Consider the following 21777-nt stretch of genomic DNA (forward strand, 5'->3'; position numbering starts at 1 on the left):
TGAGCGACAATGGGTTTAGTGAGGTAAATGGTGACCAGCGTGGCGATTGTCGCTCGATTGTCGCTAACAGGCGGGCAAGTCGTCACCCCGCGCCGCCTGTGCCACACCGAAGACTTTCTGTGCCCAGGTCGACAGACATGATGGTGGCTCGAAGTCGTGGAGGAGCGGGCAGCGCCTGTGAGGCTAGATACTGATCAGGTCGAGCGTGCCGAGTTCGCGGATGGCCTGGCAGCCACGCTGCGCCATCACCACCATCATGTCGTCACCGCGTTCGGTGGAGGTGGCGAAGGCCGTGCCCAGCACGGTGATCAACGGCGCTTGCAGCATGCCCAAACGGTAGTCGTGCCAACATGTTTCACGGTCGTAGCCGGTCACGCCGTGCGACAGTAACCGGTCGTGGTACGCCCCGACCAGGTCGGCTTCCACCGCGGCCCGGATCGCAGGATCCAGGCTGGTCGCGGTGAAGTAGGACAGATCGCGGGCCGGCAGGCCGGACCCCAGCGTCTGCCAGTCCACCACGGTGATCCGGCTGCGGTCGGGGTCGAACAACATGTTGTCCAGTCGGTAATCGCCGTGCAGGATGGCGAATCGATCGGGTTCGGCCAGCAGCCAGGGGGTGACGACCGACATCGCTGTGCGCAGGGTGTCCTGGTCCTCGGCGCTCAGGCGCGCCCCGAGCTTGTCCAACGTGATGTCGGCGGCCATCTTGGCGACGTCGCCGAAACCCTTGGCGGAGTCGGGTTCCGGCTTGGGCATCGCGATACCGGGAAAGTTGGCCCATTGCGGGTCGGCCCAGGTCGGCCCGTGCAGGTCGGCGAGCGCCAGCACCGCGAGGTGGGCCTCGGCGGGCGTGCACCCGGCGATCTGGTCGCCCTGTTCGGCCGGCGCCAGGTCGGTTAGCAGTAGGACGAAATCGGCTCCCTCTCCGGCGATTTCGCAGTGATGGCAGTGTGGTACCGGGATCTGCACGTGATCGGCGACGTTGGTGTAGAAGGCGTGCTCTGAGCGGTAACCGATGGAGACCCGGTCGCGCACGGTCTCATCTTGCGACGGCAGTTTGATCGCGAAGGTGGCCGGCAGGTGGCTGTCGCCGCGGTAGGTCACCGACACCCGGTAGGTGGCGCCGGTCTGGCCGGTGCCGATCGGCGCGGTGTGCACCGTGTCCACGTGGGCGCCCAGGATCTGCGACAGCCATCCGGCGGTCACCTCGTCAGGCTTGCTCGGAATGGACCTCGGGAGCGATCCGGCGGCGGTCACTGCACTGTCCCGTAGATCGTGCCCATCCACATCGCCTCTGCGCCTTCCAGTAGTTCGTGACGGGCCAGCGACCCGCCGATGATGATTCGTTCGACCAGTCGATCGTTGAGTTCCATCAGCAGGCTGGCCAGCACCCGCGGGTCGGGGCCGTCGGGAGCGCGGCCGTCGGCGCGTTCGGCGGCGATCACCGCGGCTACCGTGGGGACGAACGACTCTCGGGCCTCGTCCCACATGTCACGCACGGCGCTGTTGGCTGCGCGGGCCTCCCACATCGCCTGGAACAGATAGCGGTGATCCTCGGCGGTCTGCAGCACCGCCTCCAATGTGTCGCGGACGCGAGACCGCGGTGGTTGGGCAGTGTCGGCCAGGATCGTGTTGGCCGCCAACAGCGCCTCGTGCATGGGTTCGAGCAACGCGGCCACCGCGGCGGCCTTGTTCTCGAAATAGAAGTAGAAGGCCGAGCGTCCCACCCCGGCCTGCCGGGCCACCTCGGCGATGTTGAGCGCGTCGAACCCGGTCTGCTTCAAGTGTTCATCGAGCGCGGCGAGGATCGCAGCGCGACGTTGGTCGCTGCGCTGCGGTTGCCGACGGTCCAGCGGTGACCGCGTGGGTGCGCCCGGTGATGTCACGGATCTCCCTCGATTGGGTGTGACGCCGGACACTATCGGGCTTTCTGACAGCAGTCAACAAAAATCGACGTGAGTCAGAGCGGTGTCAGCCAGGGTAGTTGCGGGGGGTGAACACCCGGTCCTCGGTTGTGTCGCCGGCCGCCGACCCCGTGTACCACTGCGTCTGCGACGAGCCGATGATCAGCATGGTCCGCATGTCGACCTGCGCCGGATCCAGATCGGCCAGTCGCACCACGCTCACCCGTTCACCGGGTCCGGGCTCGGCACCCGACACGGCGCGCCCGACGACCACCGGCGTGCTCGGATCGCGGTACTCGAGCAGCAGCTCGCGCATGGCCTCCACCTGCCAGGTCCTGGTCTTCGACGCCGGGTTGTAGATCGCCAGGGCCAGATCTGCCTTCGCCGCAGCGGTGAGCCGGGCGGCGATCACCTCCCACGGCTTGAGCCGATCGGACAGCGAGATCACCGCGTAGTCGTGGCCGAGGGGCGCCCCGACCCGGCTGGCGACCGCCTGTGCTGCCGTCATCGCCGGAATCACCCGGACCTCGACACCGGGCCACAGTTTGGCCTCCTCCAGTACCGCGGTGGCCATGGCGAACACGCCTGGATCTCCCGAGGACACCACGGCGACGGTGCGGCCCTGCTGGGCCAGCTTGCAGGCGAGCTGCGCGCGGGCCGGCTCGTCGGTGTTGTCGCTGGGGTGGTGATGCTGGCCGGCGCGGGCACCGACCCGGTCGAGATACGGGCCATAGCCGATCAGATCGGTGGCGGCGGCCAGCTCGCGACGGGTTTGCGGGGTCATCCAGTCCGAGTCACCGGGCCCGAGCCCGACCACCACCACGCTGCCCTGCGCCGTCACTGACCGGGAGCGGCCCGGGACCATCGCCAGCGAGAAGTACGGCACCTTGGCCTCACCACTGACCTCGCCGGCGGGGGACACCCGCTGCCGATCGGTGCTGGCCCGCTCGACGTAGTACGCCTCATCCAGCCTCCCGGTGGACGACAGCGCCTCCCGCACCCGGGTGTAGGACCGGCCCAGCTTCATCACCACCGCGGCGTCGGTGTCGGCCAGCCGGCGCTCCAGTTCGGCGGTGGGCAGCGTGCCGGGCAGGATGGTCAGCACGTCATCGCCCTGCACCAGCGGGGTGCCGGTGGCGGCCGAGGCCGCACTGACCGAGGTGACCCCGGGCACGATGACGGCGTCGAACCGTTCGGTCAGCCGGGTGTGCATGTGCATGTACGAGCTGTAGAACAGTGGATCGCCCTCGGCCAGCAGAGCCACGTCCCGGCCGGCCTCCAAGTGGGCGGCGATGCGCTCGGCAGCGGCGGTGTAGAAGTCCTCCATCGCGCCGACGTACCCGCCGGGATGCTCGGTGGTCTCGGTGGTGACGGGGTAGACCAAATGTTCTTCGAGCTGGCCGGCCCGCAGATACGGCTCGGCGATGCCCCTGGCGATGCTGTGCCCGTGTTTGGCGCTGTGGTAGGCCACCACGTCGGCGGCCCCGATGAGCCGGGCTGCCTTGACCGTGACGAGTTCTGGATCGCCCGGGCCCAGGCCGACGCCGTAGAGGGTGCCTTGTTTGTCTTGTGGCTGGTCCTGCACAGTCACTCGCGTTCACTCGCAATCGCATTGACGGCGGCCGCGGCCATGGCGCTGCCACCGCGCCGGCCGGTCACCACCAGGTAGGACATTCCGCGTGGCCGCTCGATCAGCTCCTGCTTGGACTGGGCGGATCCGACGAAGCCGACGGGCCCGCCCAGCACCGCTGCCGGCATCGGGGCACCTTCGTCGAGCAATTCCAGCAGGCGGAACAGTGCCGTCGGCGCGTTACCGATGGCAACCACGGCGCCACCGAGGCGGTCCGCCCACAGGTCGACCGCCGCCGCGGAGCGGGTGCTGCCGAGTTTGGCGGCCAGCTCGGGAGCCCGGGGATCGGCCACCAGCGACACGACTTCGTTGTCGGCAGGCAGCCGGGAACGCGTGATGCCCGCCGCGACCATCGACGAATCGCACAACACGGGCGCGCCGGCCGCCAGCGCGGCATGGGTTCGGCTGACGACGTCGTCGCGGTAGGCCACGTGATCGGCGACATCCACCTGACCGCAGGTGTGGATCAGCCGAACCACCACCCGCGACACATCTTCGGGGAATCGCGACAGATTCGCTTCGGCACGGATCGTCGCGAACGACTGCCGATAGATCTCGGCTGCGTCACGGATGTAGTCGAGCACCCGAACACCCTAATGGGAGCTCAAGTGGTCTTGCTCCTCGCGGGCGCGATGCGGAGCCGGTATCCGTCCTCGCCGGCGATCAGCACCTCGGCCTCGGGCGGGCTGCCACAGGCCCGGTCGCAGCCGACGAAATGCCGGTGGGCGTCGGAGGGAGTGTCGATCGCCTCGGCGGCGTCGGCCCGGACATCCGCCGCCGCCTTGGCGCATCCGGGGCTACCGGTGCAGGCGCTGATCCGAAGCCAGGGCGAAGCCTCGTCGAACACCAGACCCAGCGGCGCGAGCACGCGCAACGCGGTGTCCGCTACGCCCTCGGAGACGTCACACACCAGCACCGAGCGCCAGGGTGTGATGATCAGCGGGGTCTCGATCACGGCCAGGAAATGGGCGACGCGGGCCTGCAGCACACCCAGCGCCACGGCGGCCCCCAGTGCCACCCGCCCATCCCGCTGCTCGATCCAACCGACCGGCGGGGTCAGGGTCGGCGGCCAGGTGGCCCCGGCCGGGGCGGTGGGTGCGAGCCCCTCCAGCAGTATCGTGGGGTCGTCGAGTTCGGTTGTCCGCCAAGCTTTGCCGCGGATGGCGACGAACCTGCGGGCGATGTCGATCAGGGTCTCTACGACATCGCCGGTGTCCAGGCGTACCCCGGTGTCGCGTCCGGCCAACAGCAGCGCGAAGGTGCCGTCGTCGTGCGCGTGCACACCGGCATCGGCATCGATCCCCGACACGTCACCGCGGCCGTCGTCCAGGCTGAACCAGAACCGGCCGGGCAATGCCGCCAGCGCGGGATCGGCCTGGATGGCCTGGTCGAGTGCGGAGATCAGAGGCCGGATGTCGGTGAGGCCCCCGTGCCGGCCGGACAACGGCGAGGCCACGATATTGCGGGCCCGCTCATGCGTCGGTGACGGCAGTAGGCCGGCCTCGGCCAATGCGGAGGCCGCCGCGCCGGTATCGCTGACCGCTCGGATCTGGACGTTGCCTCTGGATGTAAGTTCCATTGCCGGAGAACCGAATTGCTCGGCCACCTCGGCCACGGCGACCAGTTGGCCGGGCGTGATCATCCCGCCGGGCAGCCGAACCCGGATCAGGGCGCCGTCGGCGGCCTGGTGCACCGTGAGTGCGCCCGGGCAGGCATCCTGGTCGCGGGTCCTCGTCATAACGCCGTCCATCCTACTTTCGCCCCGTGCTGTGACATCGGTCACTGGTTCGGAAAGCTGTTCGGTCGCTTACAGATCGGCCCGATTTCGGGTCACCGGACGTACCTTTTAGGGGCATACCCGGGACCACCGGTACCGGGAAATCGAAATCTTGATCAGAGCCTCTGGCGAAAGGAGCAACCATGCTCGCCTTCGGTGGATTCGCGGTGTTCGTCCTGGCGCTCGTCGCGGGGGCCGGCCTGCCGTACCGGCAGTCCTGGCACGACCGCTTCGGGGAAACCCAGCCCTGAACCTGACGGCCCGGTGCCGCACCGGCCACCCGATCGGGTGGCCGGTGCGGTACGAATGGGGGGTGCAAGCTCCTACTGTCCTGCTCTTGTCGACCTCGGACACCGATCTGATCACCGCGCGGGCCAGCGGGGCTCGCTACCGCTGGGCCAACCCGTCGCGACTGGTCAGTGGCGAACTTGAGGAACTTCTCGACGGTGCCGACATTGCGGTGATCCGGATCCTCGGTGGCTACCGGGCCTGGCAGGACGGCATCGACACCGTGGTGGCCAGCGGCCTGCCGACCGTGGTGGTCAGTGGTGAACAGTCACCCGATGCCGAGTTGATGGGGCATTCGACCGCCCCGCAGGGCGCCGCTCTGCAGACCCACATCTACCTGGCCCAGGGCGGCCTGGAAAACCTGACGAACCTGCACGCCTTCCTGTCCGACACGCTACTGATGACCGGATTCGGCTTCGCCGCTCCGGTGACCACCCCGAGTTGGGGAGTGCTGGAGCGGCCCGCCGCGGCCCCGGCAGGCGGGCCCACGGTCGCCGTGCTCTACTACCGCGCCCAGCAGCTCGCCGGCAACACCGCCTACGTCGAGGCGCTGTGCGACGCGATCGAGCAGGCTGGCGGCCGGGCACTGCCCGTGTTCTGTGCCTCACTGCGTACCGCCGAACCCGAACTCCTCGAGCTGCTCGGCACGGCCGACGCCCTGATCACCACGGTGCTCGCGGCCGGAGGTGCCACCCCGGCGGCCGTCGGCGCGGGAGGTAGCGACGATTCCTGGAACGTCGCTCACCTTGCCGCACTGGACATTCCGATTCTGCAAGGCCTCTGCCTGACCAGTTCGCGCGACCAATGGTCGGATAACGACGACGGCATGTCCCCGTTGGACGTCGCCACCCAGGTCGCCGTTCCCGAGTTCGACGGACGCATCATCACGGTCCCGTTCTCGTTCAAGGAGATCGACGCCGAAGGCCTGATCTCCTACGTCGCCGATCCCGAACGCTGCGCGCGGGTGGCCGGCCTGGCCGTCCGACACGCCCGGCTGCGGGCCATCCCGACCGCGGAAAAACGTGTCGCCCTGGTGTTTTCGGCCTACCCCACCAAGCATGCCCGCATCGGCAACGCCGTCGGCCTGGACACTCCGGCCAGCGCTGTCGCGCTGCTGCGCGCCATGCGCGAGGCCGGTTACGACATCGGCGAGGCGGCCACACCCGGTGATCTCGCCACGATCGTCGACTCAGGTGACGGTGACGCCTTGATCCACTCGCTGATCGAACGCGGTGGACAAGACCCGGACTGGTTGACCGACGAGGCGCTGGCCGCCAACCCGATTCGGGTGCCGGCCAAGGACTATCGCGCCTGGTTCGCCACCCTGCCTGCCGAACTCGCCGACGCCGTGGCGCAACACTGGGGCCCGCCGCCGGGTGAGCTGTTCGTCGACCGCAGCCGGGACCCCGACGGCGAGATCGTCATCGCCGCCATCCAGGCCGGCAATGTGGTGCTGATCGTGCAACCGCCGCGCGGCTTCGGGGAGAACCCGGTGGCGATCTACCACGATCCCGATCTGCCGCCCAGCCACCACTACCTGGCCGCCTACCGCTGGCTGGACTCGTCGTTCCCGGGGTCCTTTGGCGCGGATGCCGTGGTGCACCTGGGCAAGCACGGCAACCTGGAATGGCTGCCAGGCAAGACGCTCGGCATGAGCGCGGTCTGCGGCACCGATGCGGCCCTCGGCGACCTGCCGCTCATCTACCCGTTCCTCGTCAACGATCCGGGGGAGGGCACTCAGGCCAAGCGCCGGGCCCACGCCACCCTCATCGATCACCTCATCCCACCGATGGCGCGTGCCGAAACCTATGGCGACATCGCCAAACTCGAGCAGTTGCTCGACGAACACTCCACGGTGTCGGCGCTGGATCCCGGCAAACTGCCGGCCATCCGCCAGCAGATCTGGACGCTGATGCGCGCCGCCAAGATGGATCACGACCTGGGGTTGGAAGACCGTCCCGACGAGGAATCCTTCGACGACATGCTGTTGCACGTCGACGGCTGGCTGTGCGAGATCAAGGACGTCCAGATCCGCGATGGCCTGCACGTGCTGGGGCAGAAGCCCACCGGAGACGGCGAACTCGACCTGGTGCTGGCCATCCTACGGGCTCGCCAGCTGTTCGGCGGCGAGCAGACGGTACCCGGCCTGCGGCAGGCACTGGGCCTGGCCGAGGACGGTAGTGACGACCGCGCAGCCGTCGACGCCGCCGAGGCCGGCGCCCGCGAACTGGTCGCTGCGTTGCAGAAAACCGGTTGGGACGCAAGCACTGTCGACGAGCTCACCGACAACCCCGAGATCGCGCGCATCCTGCGGTTCGCCGCCACGGAGGTGGTGCCCCGGCTGGCGGGCACCGACGGTGAGATCGACCAGGTGCTGCGTGCCCTGGCCGGCGGCTTCATCGCCTCGGGTCCGTCCGGTTCGCCGTTGCGCGGACTGGTCAACGTGTTGCCCACCGGCCGCAACTTCTACTCGGTAGACCCCAAGGCGGTCCCGTCGCGGCTGGCCTGGGAAACCGGTGTGGCGATGGCGGATTCACTCCTCGACCGCTACCGGACCGACTACGGCCGGTGGCCGCAGTCGGTCGGCCTCTCGGTGTGGGGAACCTCGGCCATGCGTACCGCCGGTGACGACATCGCCGAAGTGCTTGCCCTGCTGGGCGTGCGGCCGGTCTGGGACGACGCCTCGCGTCGGGTGGTGAACCTGGAGCCGATCGACCTGGCCGAACTCGGTCGTCCGCGCATCGATGTCACGGTGCGCATCTCCGGCTTCTTCCGCGACGCCTTCCCGCACGTGGTCACCATGCTCGACGATGCGGTGGCACTGGTGGCCGGACTCGACGAGCCGGCCGAGAACAACTACGTGCGCGCCCACGCCCAGGCCGACCTGGCCGAACACGGTGATCAAAGGCGGGCCACCACAAGGATCTTCGGCTCCAAGCCGGGAACCTACGGTGCGGGCCTGCTGCAGTTGATCGACAGCCGCAACTGGCGCGATGACGCCGATCTGGCCGAGGTGTACACCGCCTGGGGCGGCTTCGCCTACGGCCGCGGCCTGGACGGAGTCGCCGCCAGTGACGACATGAACCGGGCCTACCGTCGAATCGCGGTGGCCGCCAAGAACACCGACACCCGCGAACACGACATCGCCGACTCCGACGACTACTTCCAGTACCACGGCGGGATGGTGGCCACCGTGCGGGCGCTGACCGGCCAGGCGCCGGCGGCCTACATCGGTGACAACACCCGCCCCGATGCCGTGCGCACCCGCACGCTGTCGGAGGAGACCAACCGCGTCTTCCGGGCTCGGGTGGTCAACCCGCGCTGGATCACCGCGATGCGCCGGCACGGCTACAAGGGCGCCTTCGAGATGGCGGCCACCGTCGACTACCTGTTCGGCTATGACGCCACCGCGCATGTGATGGCCGACTGGATGTACGAGCGGCTCTCGGCGGAATACGTGCTCGACGACGAGAACCGCAAGTTCATGTCCGAATCCAACCCATGGGCGTTGCACGGCATGGCCGAGCGTCTGCTGGAAGCAGCCGGCCGTGGCATGTGGGCCCAACCCGAGCAGGCCACCCTCGACGGGTTGCGGCAGGTGCTGTTGGAGACAGAAGGCGAGCTCGAGGGCTGACCGCGCTGACTCTGCGACTAGGGCGCACCGGTCTCGCACATTAGCGGCCTGTTCGCAGCGTCAGCGCCCGCGACTTGTTGGCTTAGATTGGGCAGCATGGCTCTCACCTTCGCCGATGTCGCCAAGGCCGATTACGTTCTGCTGACCACCTTCACGAAAGACGGCAGGCCCAAGCCGACCGCGATCTGGGCCGCGCCATCTCCGGACGGACTGGTCGTGATCACTCAGGAGAAGTCCTGGAAGGTCAAGCGGATCCGCAACACCTCTCGGGTCACCGTCGCGGTGTGTGATGTGCGCGGCAATCAGAAGAGTGAGGCGGTCGACGCTATCGCCGAGATCCTGCCCAAATCGGCCAACGGCGCGACGTATGACGCGATCGGCAAGCGCTACGGCCTGCTCGGCAAGACCTTCAACGTCTTCTCCAAGCTGCGCGGTGGCATGCAGAACAATGTTTCGATCCTGCTCAAACCGGGGAACTGAGCCGGAACCGAACCGGCCGTCGAATCGTTGATCCGACATGGCTATGCGGCTGTTCCTCATCTACGCCGTCATCGAGATGGCGGTTGTCGTCGCGCTGACCGCGACGATCGGTTTCGGGTGGACGGTCCTGGTGCTCGCAGCGACGTTCGCCGTCGGTCTGGCGCTGGCGGGGTCGCAGCTCAAACGGCAGCTCCGTCGGCTGCAGGCCGGCCTGTCCGGCGGTGTGACCGAGTCCCGCGGCGCCGTGTCCGACAGTCTGCTGGTCGCGCTGGGCACCATCTTGGTGGTCGTCCCGGGTCTGGCCAGTTCGGTCGCGGGCGTCTTGCTTCTCTTGCCACCGACCCGGACGGTCGCTCGGCCGATGCTGGCCGGGCTGGTTGCCCGACGGGTGCCGCTCATCATCACCGCGCCCGCGGGTTTCGGCCGGTCCACCGGTACCGCCGCTTATCGACGCGGCGCGGGCGACTACATTGACGGCGAAGTCATCGACGTAACCGACGCCAGGGAAGCGGACCGATACCGCCTGCCTCCCAAGGCCTAACCGCCACCCGAAAGAGCTTGACCACACTTCTGATCAACGGGCGTATCCACAGCCCCAGCTACCCCGACGCGACCGCATTGGCCGTGCGCGACGGAGTAGTGGCATGGCTGGGAAGCGATGACGTCGGCCGCTCGGAGTTCCCGGGCGCCGAGATCATCGACCTCGACGGCGGTTTCGTCGCCCCGGCGTTCGTCGACAGTCACGTGCATCTGACGGCCACCGGGCTGAACTTGAACGGTCTGGATCTGCGTGGGGCCATCTCCCTGCAGCACTGTCTGCAGCTGGTCGGTGAGTACGCACGTGAACACCCCGAGGGCCCGGTGTGGGGACACGGCTGGGACGAGTCCGGCTGGCCCGAGCGCACCGGGCCGAGTACCGCGGATCTCGATGCGGTGCTGGGGGATCGGCCCGGTTATCTGGCCCGGGTGGATGTGCATTCGGCTGCCACGACCACCGCGCTTCGCCGGCTGGTGCCCGCCCTGGCAGATGCCGCCGGGTTCGATCCCCAACGTCCGCTCACCGCCGACGCGCATCACCTGGTGCGCGCGGCCGCGCGCGAACAGCTGACTCCGCAACAGCGCAACCGGGCGCGCCTCGCGGCCCTCGACCACGCGGCCGGGTTGGGTATCGCCGCGGTCCACGAGTGCGCCGGACCTCAGATCGGCGGCCTGCTGGACTGGCAGGAACTGAACGCACTGCAGCATGGCGTGGAGGTCATCGGCTACTGGGGTGAGCCGGCCACCGATGCCGAGCACGCGCGTCATCTGATCGCCGAGACCGGGGCCCGCGGCCTGGCCGGGGACCTGTTCGTCGACGGTGCCCTCGGCTCCCGCACGGCCTGGCTGCACGCGCCCTATCACGACGCGCCGGACACCTGCGGCAACACGTACCTGGACGTCGAGGCCATCACCACACATCTGCAAGCCTGCACCGAGGCCGGGATCCCCGCTGGATTCCATGTGATCGGCGATGCCGCTGTATCGGCCGTCGTCGACGGGCTCGCGACCGTGGTGTCCCAGCTGGGCGCACCGGCCGTGGCGCGCTGCGGCCACCGCCTCGAGCACCTGGAGATGGTCGAGGCGACGCAGGCCGCCCAGTTGGGCGCCTGGGGTGTGGCGGCCAGCGTGCAACCCAATTTCGATGCCTTGTGGGGCGGTGACGAGGGCATGTACGCCCAGCGTCTCGGGCTTGATCGAGCGCATCGGCTCAACCCGTTTGCGCTGTTAGCCTCCGAAGGTGTGCCTCTCGCGTTCGGCTCCGACAGCCCGGTCACCAGCATGAATCCCTGGCAGACCGTGCGGGCGGCGATTTCGCACCGCAGCGCGGGCAGTGCGATCTCCGCGCGTGCGGCGTTCGCCGCGGCCACCCGTGGTGGCTGGCGCGCGTGCGGTGTGCGCGATGGGGTCAGCGGCACTCTGGTTCCCGGCGCCCCGGCCAGCTACGCGGTATGGGATGCCGAACAGCTGGAGGTCAGCGCCCCGGCCAACGCGGTCCAACGTTGGTCCACCGATCCACGCTCGCGGGTGCCGGCCTTGCCACGGCTGTCCGCCGACGCGGAACTGCCGCGCTGCCGTCAGACGGTTCACCGGGGTGTGGTGATCCATGGGCAGTGACCGTCCCCGAGGCAGATCCGGCCGCTCGCGGCTCGACGGTTTCGGGCGGCCGCGCCCGACCGAGACCACCGACGTCATTCCGGCGATCGAGGACGACGAGCTTGCCGAGCTCGATGAGCTTGATGACGAGGCCTTCGACGAGTTGGACGAAGGCGCCACCGGTGACCCCGTGGCCGACATGGATCCCGACGACGAGCCCGACGATCGCGGCGTACGCCTGACCGTGGACGGCACACCGGACCGCTGGTCGGCACTGACGGTGCGGGCCTCGCGATTCGGTCGGGCCGCAGCCGCGCGATGGGCACAGCTGTCCGCCGCCGTGGGTGGCGGGCTGGCGATGTGCCTGAGTTACCCGCCCACCGGCTGGTGGTGGGCGGCCGTCGTCGGCGTGGCCCTGCTCGGCTGGGTACTGACCCTGCGGTCCACCACCCGCGCCGGTGGTTTCGGCTACGGGTTCCTCTTCGGCCTGGCGTTCTATATCCCGCTGCTGCCGTGGATCGCCAGCTTTGTGGGCGCGGTGCCCTGGCTGGCGCTGGCCGTGGTGCAAGCCCTGTTCTGCGGGTTGTTCGGACTGTCTGCGGTAGTAGTCAGAGCGTTGCCCGGTTGGCCAGTGTGGTTCGCCGCGCTGTGGGTGGCGCAGGAATGGCTCAAGTCGAGCGTCCCGTTCGGCGGATTCCCTTGGGGCGTGGTCGGTTTCGGCCAGACGAACGGACCACTGCTGCCGATCGCCCGTCTCGGCGGCGCACCGCTGCTGTCTTTCGCGGTGGCGCTGATCGGGTTCAGCGCGACGCTGCTGGTGCTGGAGATCGTCCGGTGGTGGCGGCACGGACACAAACCGGGCTTCCCGGCTCCTGCGGTGATGATGCCCGGCCTGAGCATCACCGTGGTGCTGTTGGGCACCGCACTGCTGTGGCCACAGGTCCGCCATTCCGGCATCGGCGCGGGCGACGAACAGACGGTCACCGTGGCCGCCGTCCAGGGCAACGTGCCGCGGCTGGGCCTCGATTTCAACGCCCAGCGCCGTGCGGTGCTGGACAACCATGTGGCCGAGACGCAGAGACTGGCCGACGATGTGCGCGCCGGGAAAGCCGCCCAGCCCATGTTCGTGGTCTGGCCCGAGAACGCGTCCGACATCGATCCCATGGCCAATGCCGATGCCGCCGCCCAGATCACCGCGGCAGCCGATGCCATCGGTGCGCCGATCCTGGTGGGCACTGTCACCAAGGCCGACGGTTACACCCCGGACAACCCGGTGGCCACCAACACCGTGATCGTGTGGGATCCCGATCACGGGCCCGGCGAGCGGCATGACAAGAAGATCGTGCAGCCGTTCGGCGAGTACCTGCCCTGGCGTGATTTCTTCAAGCATCTGTCGTCGTATGCGGATCGGGCCGGCTATTTCGTGCCCGGGGAGGGCAACGGCGTCGTGCATGCCGCCGGGGTGCCGATCGGCGTGACCACGTGCTGGGAAGTGATCTTCGATCGGGCCGCGCGGGAAGCGGTCCGTAGCGGCGCCCAGTTGCTGACGGTTCCGACCAACAACGCCACGTTCGACGAGAACATGAGCGCTCAGCAATTGGCGTTCGGCAAGCTGCGGGCCGTCGAGCACGATCGGTACGTCGTCGTCGCCGGGACCACCGGAATCAGCGCGGTGATCGCCCCGGACGGGCGCGCGCTGGCCCGCACAGAGTTTTTCCAGCCCGCCTATCTGGACAGTCAGATCAGGTTGAAAACCGGGCTGACGCCGGCCACCGAGTGGGGACCGGTCCTCCAAGTGGTACTGGTCACGGTCGGGCTGGGAGCAGTCGGGGCGGCATTGGTCATTTCCATGCTGCACAATGGAGGGTTCGTGCAAAGAATGTTGAGGCGTCGCACCGGCGAGGGCCCGCGACGATGAAGGAGTCACATGACAGTCCCTGGTGACGGAGCGCGTGCACACGGGGGATCCAGCCCTCGCCAGGATGGTGAACGCCCCAGTCAGCGCGCCCTGGTGATCATTCCCACGTACAACGAGCGGGAGAACCTGCCGTTGATCGTCGGACGGGTGCATCACGCCAACCCCGAGGTGCACATCCTGGTCGTCGACGACGGCAGCCCCGACGGCACCGGCCAGCTGGCCGACGAGTTGGCGCTGGCCGATCCGGACCGAGTGCACGTCATGCACCGGACCAGTAAAGCGGGCCTGGGTGCGGCCTATCTGGCCGGCTTCGCCTGGGGTTTGGGCCGGGGCTACGCGGTGCTGGTCGAGATGGACGCCGACGGTAGCCATGCCCCTGAGGAGCTGAACCGGCTGCTGGACGCCGTCGACGCGGGCGCGGATCTGGCGATCGGCTCGCGGTATGTGCCCGGCGGCACGGTACGCAACTGGCCGGTGCGGCGGTTGGTCCTGTCAAAGACCGCCAACACCTACTCCCGGCTCCTTCTGGGCGTCGGCATTCACGACATCACCGCCGGGTACCGCGCCTACCGACGTGAGGTGCTGGAGAAGATCGACCTGTCCGCGGTCGATTCCAAGGGCTACTGCTTCCAGATCGACCTGACCTGGCGCGCCATCAACAACGGGTTCAACGTCGTCGAGGTGCCCATTACGTTCACCGAACGTGAGCTCGGCGTGTCGAAGATGAGTGGTTCCAACATCCGCGAGGCGATGTTCAAGGTTGCCGAGTGGGGTATTCGCGGCCGCCTGGACCGCGCCCGGGGCGTCGTGCGCTGAGACACAAAAAACCGCGAGCCGGCACGTGCGTGCCCGCTCGCGGTTTTTTGACGGTTCAGCTACCGCGACGCTTGGTCTTGATCAGGTCGAGCCGCTCCTTGAGCAGCTCTTCGAGCTCCTCGACGGAGCGCCGTTCCAGCAGCATGTCCCAGTGGGTACGCGGCGGCTTGACCTTCTTGGGCTCCGGCACGTCCCCTTCGATGAGGGTGCCCTCGAGACCGTTGCGGCACAGCCAGGTGCCGGGGATCTCGGCGTCGTCGGCGAACGGGACGTCGAACTCTTCACCGTTCTCGGTGCGGTAGCGCGCGACCTGACGCGGAGCCAGGTCATGGTTGCGGTCGGTCTCGTAGCTCACAGCTCCGAGGCGACTGCCTCTCAAGACGCGATCAGCCATCGTCAACACTCCTTATCAGGCGATTTGGTCCGGATATCTCAACGCTGCACGGCGTTGCCAAGTTCCCGACTCGACCGTCCATGATACGCCGATCACAGAGCACGTCCGTCTACAGTCTTGACCCATGACGACCGGGAACCGCAGACGCGACCGTCCGCAACCGTGTCGGTGGTGCGGGCGAGAGGTCGCCGACGCACAGATGGGGCGCCGTCGTCAGTACTGCCGGCAGTCGTGCCGGCAACGCGCCTATGAGCAGCGCGCCATGGTCAAGGGCACCTCGTTGGCCCCGGATTCGGTGGTGCTGTCCGCCGACGAGGCGGCGCAGTTGGCCGATCGGGTGTACCAGGTCAGGTGCGCGGCCGAGGACGTCGCCATCGCGGTCGACGAGGGCGCGGACACCGACGAGCTGCGCCAGTTGTGTGACGCGCTGCTGGAGGCGGCGAAGGCGGCTGACGGCTGGCGTTAATCGGGCGGACAGCTGAGCTGGCGCCCGACGCCCACCGGCGGCGGCACCGGCTTGAGACAACCGAGCGGCTCGACACCCGAGGAGTTCACCAGGATCGCCGACTGATGCGCGTAGTTGACGCACACCAGTGTGGTGGCGTCCGCGCGGCAGCGGTAGTCACCGAAGGCCAGTGATTCGCCTGCGGTCAGTTCCGCCCCGTCGCCGTAGCCGAACCGGCCCGGATCCCCGTGCAGCGAGCCGATATCGACCGTCTCGCCGGCGAAATCCACCCAGCCCGGAATCCACTGGCCCTCGACGTCGGAGGGTTTCGACGGCAGGCCGTCGGCATGGATCAGGCAGGCCAGTTGGCCGCCGAGGTTCTTGTCGGTGGCGCAGCGGGCCGAGCCCGACGGGGCGACGAACGCGATGTCGTCGCCGAGATCGGTGGGCTGCCCGTCGCGGGTGGCGGTGTGGAAACCGGCCGGATCGGCCGAGGTGCCCGCTTCGACCCACTTGATCACCCGGCTCATCGGTGTTCCCGGGGCGGGTGCCGTGGTGGGCAGCGGAGAGGTGGTGGTCGGGGTCGGCTTGGCGCTCTTGGTCGGTGAGGCATTGGCAGGAGCCGACATTCGGGGATGCGAGGTCGGCTGGGACTCGTCCCCTCCTCCCGGCGAGCAGGCCACCAACAGCACAGCAGCCCCGACGGTCACAGCGATGCGCATACCCGCAAGGCTAGCGGGCGCGTGGCACGCCCAGTGCCTGCCCGCCGCCGCGGCCGTCGTTAGATACGGTCGGTTCATGCACGAACGTACTGTCCGGGCAAAGATCAACGCCGGCATCGTCGAAGGCTTCACGCGCGACGGCGTACATCGTTGGCGCTCCATCCCTTACGCCAAACCGCCGGTGGGTCCCCTGCGGTTCCGGGCGCCTGAGCCGGCGCAGCCCTGGCCCGGCGTCCGTTATTGCCACGGGTTCGGGTACTGCGCCCCCCAGCAACGCCGCTACACCCTCGTCGGCGTGGGGAAGTACCAGCCGATGGGTGAGGACTGCCTGACGCTCAACGTGGTGGCCCCGGAGAAACCGTCCCAGGATCCGTTGCCGGTGATGTTCTTCGTCCACGGTGGTGGCTACATCATGGGCAGTTCGGCGACTCCCATCTATGACGGGGCCGCGCTGGCCCGTCGCGGCTGTGTCTTCGTCTCGGTCAACTACCGGCTCGGCATGCTCGGGTGTGTCGAGCTGTCGTCGTTGTCGACCCCGGAGCACCCGATCGACGACAATCTGTTCCTGCGGGATCTGGTGTTGGCCCTGCGTTGGGTACGCGACAACATCGCGGTGTTCGGTGGCGATCCGCAGAACGTCACGATCTTCGGCGAGAGTGCGGGCGCGCATGCCGTCGCCACCCTGCTCGCGGTGCCCGAGGCCAAAGGCCTGTTCGCTCGGGTGATCTCGCAGAGCCCGGCCAGCGGGATGATCAGCTCGGCGGCCGTGGCCGCCCGGCTCGCCGACCAGCTTGCCCAACTGGTCAGTCCGGCGGGGGGCCCGGCGGCCGCGGCATTGATGACGGCCCGTCCGGCCGAATTGGGCCGCGCGCTGGAAACGTTGATCATGCGCGGCCAGACCGACATGCCGGGGGCGTTTCCGGTCGGTCCGACGTTCGGCACCGAATACCTGCCGGTCGATCCCGTGACGGCGATGGCCGACGGCACTGCACACCGGGTGCCGCTGATCGTCGGCAACAACGCCGACGAGGGTCGGCTTTTCACCCGGTTCATGCCGTTGTTGCCGACCAACGAGCCGATGATCGAAAAGCTGTTCGCCGGTACCGATCCCGAGGATCGTCGGCGGATCATGGCGGCCTATCCGGACTACCCGAGCAGCGCCGCCTGCGTGCGGCTCGGCGGTGACTTCGCGTTCGCCTCGGCGACCTGGCAGATCGCCGAGGCGCACAGCAGGCATGCGCCCACCTATGTGTATCGGTACGACTACGCGCCGCGCACCCTGCACTGGGCGGGGCTGGGCGCCACACATGCCATGGAACTGCTCGCCGTGTTCGACACGTACCACACGACCTACGGTGCACTGCTGACCGCAGTGGGTGACCGCAGAACCGCTCGACGGGTCAGCCGGGATGTGCAGCGGCGGTGGCGGGAATTCAGCCAGACCGGTGCACCCGGGCCCGGCTGGCCGGCCTATGACCGCGACAAGCGGTCGGTGTTGGTGTTCGACCGACGGCCGCGCGTGGAATACGACCCCCGAGCCGAGCGGCGGCAGGCCTGGGAAGGGTTCACGCTCGCCGAGTCCTGACGTGTGCGCGGGCGGCTCTCGGTGATTTCGCCGCCGGGACGCGCTCGGGTGTGGTTGCGTGGTCACGTGGAGCATCCTCTGGATCCGCTGTCTGCCGACGAGTTCCGCGCGGTGGCAGCGATATTGCGGCGTGAGCAGGGGGTCGCCCGCGGCTGGCGGGTGACCTCGGTGGAACTCGTCGAGCCGACCAAGGCCGAACTGGCGGCTTTCGACGCCGGCGGCACGGTGCCGGCCCGCCGGGCCGCAGTGATCTGTCTGGACCGATCGGCCAACGCCACCTACAAGGGCGTGGTGTCACTGACCGAGGACAGGGTCGAGAACTTCGATCACGTCCCAGGCGTGCAGGCCAACTTCACCGTCGACGAGTTCGTCGAATGCGACGAGGTACTGCGGCGCCATCCCGACGTGATCGCCGCGTTGTCGCGACGCGGTATCACCGATCTGGACAACGTGTTCATGGACACCTGGACCTACGGGGATGCCGTCGCCCCACCGGAGTACCGGGAGCGCCGGCTCGGCTGGTCGGACACCTGGTACAAGAAGGCTGCCGGGGCCAATCCGTACGCCCACCAGATCAGCGGTCTGCACTGCGTCATCGACGTCAACACCATGGAGGTGTTGCGGGTCGAAGACGACGGCAGCGCCGAGATGCCCGACGTGATGGGTGAATACGTACCGCATCACATCCCCGAGCGGATCCGGGCCGCCTCACGGCGCGAGCCGCTCAAGCCGCTGAACATCACCCAACCCGACGGGCCGTCGTTCACGTTGGACGGCAACCTGCTGCAGTGGCAGAACTGGTCGTTGCGGGTGGGGTTCAACCATCGTGAGGGCATGACGCTGCACACCGTGCGCTACCGCGACGGTGAGACGGAACGTTCTGTGGCGCACCGGATGTCCTTTGCTGAGATGGTGGTGCCGTACCGGGATTCCTCGGTCGATCACTACCGCCGCACCGCCTTCGACATCGGGGAGTGGGGACTGGGCTTCATGACCACCTCCCTTGAGCTCGGCTGTGACTGTCTTGGCGAGATCCGTTATCTGGACGCGGTTCTGCACGACAGCACGGGCGAGCCGTACACCATCACCAACGCGATCTGTATCCACGAGGAAGACAACGCCGTGCTGTGGAAGCACGTCGACCATGACGCCGGTGCCGAGGTGCGCCGGATGCGCCGGCTCACCCTGTCGTTCCACGTGACCGTCGCCAATTACGAGTACCTGGTGTACTGGCGGCTCTATCAGGACGGCAGCATCGAGTGCGAAGTCCGGGCCACCGGGATCATGGTCACCACACCGTTTCCGGCCGGGCCGACACCCAAGAACGGCACGCTGGTCGACGAGCGGACCTATGCGCCGTTCCATCAGCATTTCCTGATCGCCCGGCTCGACCTGGACGTCGACGGCACCGACAACACGGTCTACATGACCGAGTCCTACGCCGAGCCGATCGGCCCGGACAACCCACACGGACTGTCGCTGGTGGTGCGCAACCAAGCCCTGCGCACCGAACAGGAAGGGATGCAGGACGTCAACTTCGCCAGCCAACGGGCCTGGAAGGTGGTCAACACCAACGTCGTCAACGGTCTGGGCGCGCATCCGTCGTACAAACTCGTGCCCACCGGGGCGATCCCGGCGATGTTCGATCCGTCCTCCCCGGTGCTGCAGCGCGCCAACGTCATCGGCCACACCCTGTGGGTGACACCGAACCGGCCGGACGAACGCTGGCCGGCCGGTGAGTTCGTCAACCAGTCGGTCACCGATACCGGGCTGGGGGAGTGGACCAAGGCCAACCGCTCGATCGACAACACCGACGTCGTGCTCTGGTACGTCTTCGGCATCCACCACATCACCCGGCCGGAGGACTGGCCGGTGATGCCCGTGGACGTGGTGTCGTTCTGGCTCAAGCCCTTCGGGTTTTTCGACCGTAACCCCGCACTGGATGTGCCGGCCACCCCGCCCGACGCCTGCACCCACGGGCACGCCAAAGCGGCTCACCATTAGTTGACACCTGTCATATGTGATCCGGAACACTGCTAGGTTGCCTGTGTGCACCCGACTCAGACAGCCGTACTGGAACGCCCCGACGATCTGACCTGTGAGTGGCTCACCGCCGCGCTGGACTCTGGCCCAGTGAGTGGATTCAGTTTCGAGCGCATCGGCACCGGGCAGATGAGCGAGTGCTACCGGGTGGCTGTGACCTATGCCGAGGGAGCAGCCGGTCCCGCGTCGGTCGTGTTGAAGGTCGCCGCGACCGACCCCAACAGCCGCCAGACCGGCCTGGCGATGGGACTCTACGAACGCGAGGTGCGGTTCTACGCCGACATCGCGCCCGCCCTGGCCGGTGGTCCGGTGGCGCCGTGTTACCACGCTGCGTTCGACCCGCAGACCGGTGCGTTCGACCTGCTGCTCGGTGATGCGATGCCGGCCGTCGTCGGCGACGAGATCCGCGGCGCGACAGCCGAACAGGCCACGGTGGCGCTGACCGAACTCGGCCGCGTGCACGCGTCGGTACAGGATCTCGCCGTCGTGGACCAGGCCGAGTGGCTCAACCGTGACGCGCCGGTGAACCAGGCCCTGATCTCGGGTCTGTATGCGGCCTTCGTCGAGCGGTATGCGGAGTTGATCACGCCCGAACAGCGTGAGGTGTGCGAACGGCTCGTCGACAGCTTCGACGCCTACCTGGCCGAGGAAGGCGCACCACAGCGGCCGCAGGGCCTGGTGCACGGCGACTATCGGTTGGACAACATGTTGTTCGGCGCGGACGGGGCCGACCGGGCGCTGACCGTCGTCGACTGGCAGACCGTCACCAAGGGGCCGGCGTTCACCGACGTCGCCTACTTCATCGGCTGTGCGCTTGCCGTCGAGCAGCGCCGCGCTCACTATGACGAGCTGCTCGCCGCATATCACCAGGCGCTGGGGCCGGACACGACGCTGACGCTGGGGCAGGTACGCGAAGGGGTACGCCGGGCAAGCTTCTTCGGCGTGATGATGGCGATCATCTCCTCGATGCTGGTGGAGCGGACCGAGCGCGGCGACCAGATGTTCATGACGCTGCTTGACCGGCACTGCAGCCATGTGCTGGACACCAACGCACTGGATATTCTTGCGCCCCCGGCGATTCCGGAGCCGCTGGCACCCGCGGTCGAGGACGAGTACGCGCATCCGCCCGGCGCCGAAGAGCTATGGAACGAAAGCTGGTATTTCGATTTCGTCGATGCCGACGCGGGTCTGGGCGGCTGGGTCCGCCTGGGTTTGATTCCCAATCAGGACACCGCGTGGATCAACGTGCTGTTCTGCGGCCCGGGCATGCCCACCATTGCGCTCAACGACTTTCATGCACCGCTGGCCGAACCGGCCGTGGTCAAGGGCGAGGACGTGGAGTTGCGGCTGCACGTCGACGAGCCGCTTGAGGTCTACCGGCTCACCGCCACCGGGACCGGTCAGGCCTACGACGATCCGTCGGCGTTGCTTCGTGGCGAGGCCGGGCGCCCGATCCCGGTGACGATGGAGTTGACCTGGACCACCGCGGGCACGCCGTACCAATACCGGATCACCCCGCGTTACGAGTTGCCGTGCTCGGTCTCGGGAACGGTGATCATCGGCGACCAGACCCATACCGTCGACGCGGTTGCAGGTCAGCGTGACCACTCCTGGGGTGTGCGGGACTGGTGGTCGATGAATTGGGTGTGGAGTGCATTGCACCTCGACGACGGCACCCACCTGCACGGCGTGGACATCCGGATCCCTGGCATGCCGCCGATCGGTATCGGCTACAGCCAGCGCGCCGGTGAACCGCTTGTCGAATTGCAGAGCGTGACAGCCGAATACGCGCTCGGCGCCGATGACCTGCCGGTGTCCACGACGCTGTCGCTGCAGCCGGGCGACATCGAGGCAAACGTCGAAATCGTGGCGCATGCCCCGGTGCTGTTGACGGCACCCGATGGCCGGGTCAGCCAGTTCCCCCGGGCGTGGGCGAAGGTGCGCACCGCCGACGGCCGCAGTGGTGTCGGCTGGCTGGAGTGGAACCGCAACCTGGACTAGTCGCGCG

17 protein-coding genes are annotated in these 21777 nt (G+C 68.0%); 10 read left to right on the forward strand and 7 right to left on the reverse strand.

The window, feature by feature from the left end; all coding sequences use genetic code 11:
* Positions 1–183: 183 nt before the first annotated feature.
* The 5 genes from A5699_RS09005 to cobG form a co-directional block, all read right to left on the reverse strand.
* Positions 184–1287 (reverse strand): phosphotransferase family protein, encoded by a 1104-nt coding sequence (locus tag A5699_RS09005; protein ID WP_369806677.1) that lies wholly within the window; start codon positions 1285–1287, stop codon positions 184–186.
* Positions 1254–1886, reverse strand: a complete 633-nt coding sequence (locus tag A5699_RS09010; RefSeq protein ID WP_067768359.1) for a TetR/AcrR family transcriptional regulator — start codon at positions 1884–1886, stop codon at positions 1254–1256. The genes A5699_RS09005 and A5699_RS09010 overlap by 34 nt, the downstream gene beginning before the upstream one ends.
* 85 nt (positions 1887–1971) lie before the next feature.
* Complete coding sequence (locus A5699_RS09015; protein ID WP_067768361.1) at positions 1972–3489, reverse strand: precorrin-2 C(20)-methyltransferase; 1518 nt, start codon at positions 3487–3489, stop codon at positions 1972–1974.
* A 2-nt stretch (positions 3490–3491) separates the two neighbouring features.
* Positions 3492–4118: a precorrin-8X methylmutase gene (locus tag A5699_RS09020; protein WP_067768364.1), complete on the reverse strand. Its 627-nt coding sequence runs from the start codon at positions 4116–4118 to the stop codon at positions 3492–3494.
* A 20-nt stretch (positions 4119–4138) separates the two neighbouring features.
* The gene (gene cobG / locus A5699_RS09025) at positions 4139–5272 is read right to left on the reverse strand and encodes a precorrin-3B synthase (RefSeq protein WP_067768411.1); all 1134 of its coding nucleotides are present in this window, start codon (positions 5270–5272) and stop codon (positions 4139–4141) included.
* A gap of 352 nt (positions 5273–5624) precedes the next feature.
* Here cobG and cobN point away from each other — a divergent pair, with 352 nt between their 5' ends.
* From cobN to A5699_RS30240, 6 genes are all read left to right on the forward strand, one after another.
* On the forward strand, positions 5625–9233 hold the full coding sequence (gene cobN / locus A5699_RS09030; protein ID WP_197508241.1) for a cobaltochelatase subunit CobN: 3609 nt from the start codon (positions 5625–5627) through the stop codon (positions 9231–9233).
* A 96-nt stretch (positions 9234–9329) separates the two neighbouring features.
* Positions 9330–9713, forward strand: a complete 384-nt coding sequence (locus A5699_RS09035) for a PPOX class F420-dependent oxidoreductase (RefSeq protein ID WP_067768368.1) — start codon at positions 9330–9332, stop codon at positions 9711–9713.
* Positions 9714–9750: 37 nt separating this feature from the next.
* Positions 9751–10254, forward strand: coding sequence for an FxsA family protein (locus A5699_RS09040; RefSeq protein ID WP_067768370.1), 504 nt, complete (start codon positions 9751–9753; stop codon positions 10252–10254).
* Between the two features lie 17 nt (positions 10255–10271).
* A complete protein-coding gene (locus A5699_RS09045) occupies positions 10272–11867 on the forward strand; it encodes an amidohydrolase (protein ID WP_067768372.1) in 1596 nt (531 codons plus the stop codon).
* Positions 11857–13764, forward strand: a complete 1908-nt coding sequence (gene lnt / locus A5699_RS09050; RefSeq protein WP_157561166.1) for an apolipoprotein N-acyltransferase — start codon at positions 11857–11859, stop codon at positions 13762–13764. The genes A5699_RS09045 and lnt overlap by 11 nt, the downstream gene beginning before the upstream one ends.
* 9 nt (positions 13765–13773) lie before the next feature.
* Positions 13774–14580 carry a polyprenol monophosphomannose synthase gene (locus tag A5699_RS30240; protein ID WP_067768374.1) on the forward strand — a complete coding sequence of 269 codons (807 nt, stop codon included), beginning with the start codon at positions 13774–13776 and terminating at the stop codon, positions 14578–14580.
* A gap of 55 nt (positions 14581–14635) precedes the next feature.
* Here A5699_RS30240 and rbpA read toward each other — a convergent pair whose 3' ends face one another.
* Complete coding sequence (gene rbpA, locus A5699_RS09060; RefSeq protein ID WP_003880369.1) at positions 14636–14974, reverse strand: RNA polymerase-binding protein RbpA; 339 nt, start codon at positions 14972–14974, stop codon at positions 14636–14638.
* A gap of 124 nt (positions 14975–15098) precedes the next feature.
* On the opposite strand from rbpA, the gene A5699_RS09065 reads away from it, so the two are divergent.
* A complete protein-coding gene (locus A5699_RS09065) occupies positions 15099–15440 on the forward strand; it encodes a hypothetical protein (protein WP_067768376.1) in 342 nt (113 codons plus the stop codon).
* Here A5699_RS09065 and A5699_RS09070 read toward each other — a convergent pair.
* Positions 15437–16141, reverse strand: coding sequence for a hypothetical protein (locus tag A5699_RS09070; RefSeq protein WP_067768378.1), 705 nt, complete (start codon positions 16139–16141; stop codon positions 15437–15439). The two genes, A5699_RS09065 and A5699_RS09070, sit on opposite strands and share 4 nt — an antisense overlap.
* A 76-nt stretch (positions 16142–16217) precedes the next feature.
* Between A5699_RS09070 and A5699_RS09075 the strand changes: the two genes are divergently transcribed.
* From A5699_RS09075 to A5699_RS09085, 3 genes are read left to right on the forward strand one after another with little or no spacing between them, the layout of a single operon-like run.
* The gene (locus A5699_RS09075) at positions 16218–17726 is read left to right on the forward strand and encodes a carboxylesterase/lipase family protein (protein WP_067768380.1); all 1509 of its coding nucleotides are present in this window, start codon (positions 16218–16220) and stop codon (positions 17724–17726) included.
* 48 nt (positions 17727–17774) lie between these two features.
* The gene (locus A5699_RS09080) at positions 17775–19730 is read left to right on the forward strand and encodes a primary-amine oxidase (protein WP_067768382.1); all 1956 of its coding nucleotides are present in this window, start codon (positions 17775–17777) and stop codon (positions 19728–19730) included.
* Positions 19731–19775: 45 nt separating this feature from the next.
* Positions 19776–21770 carry a phosphotransferase gene (locus tag A5699_RS09085; protein ID WP_067768384.1) on the forward strand — a complete coding sequence of 665 codons (1995 nt, stop codon included), beginning with the start codon at positions 19776–19778 and terminating at the stop codon, positions 21768–21770.
* Positions 21771–21777: the final 7 nt, after the last annotated feature.

This window comes from Mycobacterium sp. E802 (assembly GCF_001666875.1).
Taxonomy (GTDB): Bacteria; Actinomycetota; Actinomycetes; order Mycobacteriales; family Mycobacteriaceae; genus Mycobacterium.

What these genes read in the sequence shown, in the direction of transcription:
- cobG (WP_067768411.1), bottom strand. Translation starts at nt 5,272, where the DNA reads ATGACGAGGACCCGCGACCAGGATGCCTGCCCGGGCGCACTCACGGTG.
- A5699_RS09035 (WP_067768368.1), top strand. Translation starts at nt 9,330, where the DNA reads ATGGCTCTCACCTTCGCCGATGTCGCCAAGGCCGATTACGTTCTGCTG.
- A5699_RS09040 (WP_067768370.1), top strand. Translation starts at nt 9,751, where the DNA reads ATGGCTATGCGGCTGTTCCTCATCTACGCCGTCATCGAGATGGCGGTT.
- lnt (WP_157561166.1), top strand. Translation starts at nt 11,857, where the DNA reads ATGGGCAGTGACCGTCCCCGAGGCAGATCCGGCCGCTCGCGGCTCGAC.
- A5699_RS30240 (WP_067768374.1), top strand. Translation starts at nt 13,774, where the DNA reads ATGACAGTCCCTGGTGACGGAGCGCGTGCACACGGGGGATCCAGCCCT.
- rbpA (WP_003880369.1), bottom strand. Translation starts at nt 14,974, where the DNA reads ATGGCTGATCGCGTCTTGAGAGGCAGTCGCCTCGGAGCTGTGAGCTAC.
- A5699_RS09065 (WP_067768376.1), top strand. Translation starts at nt 15,099, where the DNA reads ATGACGACCGGGAACCGCAGACGCGACCGTCCGCAACCGTGTCGGTGG.
- A5699_RS09070 (WP_067768378.1), bottom strand. Translation starts at nt 16,141, where the DNA reads ATGCGCATCGCTGTGACCGTCGGGGCTGCTGTGCTGTTGGTGGCCTGC.
- A5699_RS09075 (WP_067768380.1), top strand. Translation starts at nt 16,218, where the DNA reads ATGCACGAACGTACTGTCCGGGCAAAGATCAACGCCGGCATCGTCGAA.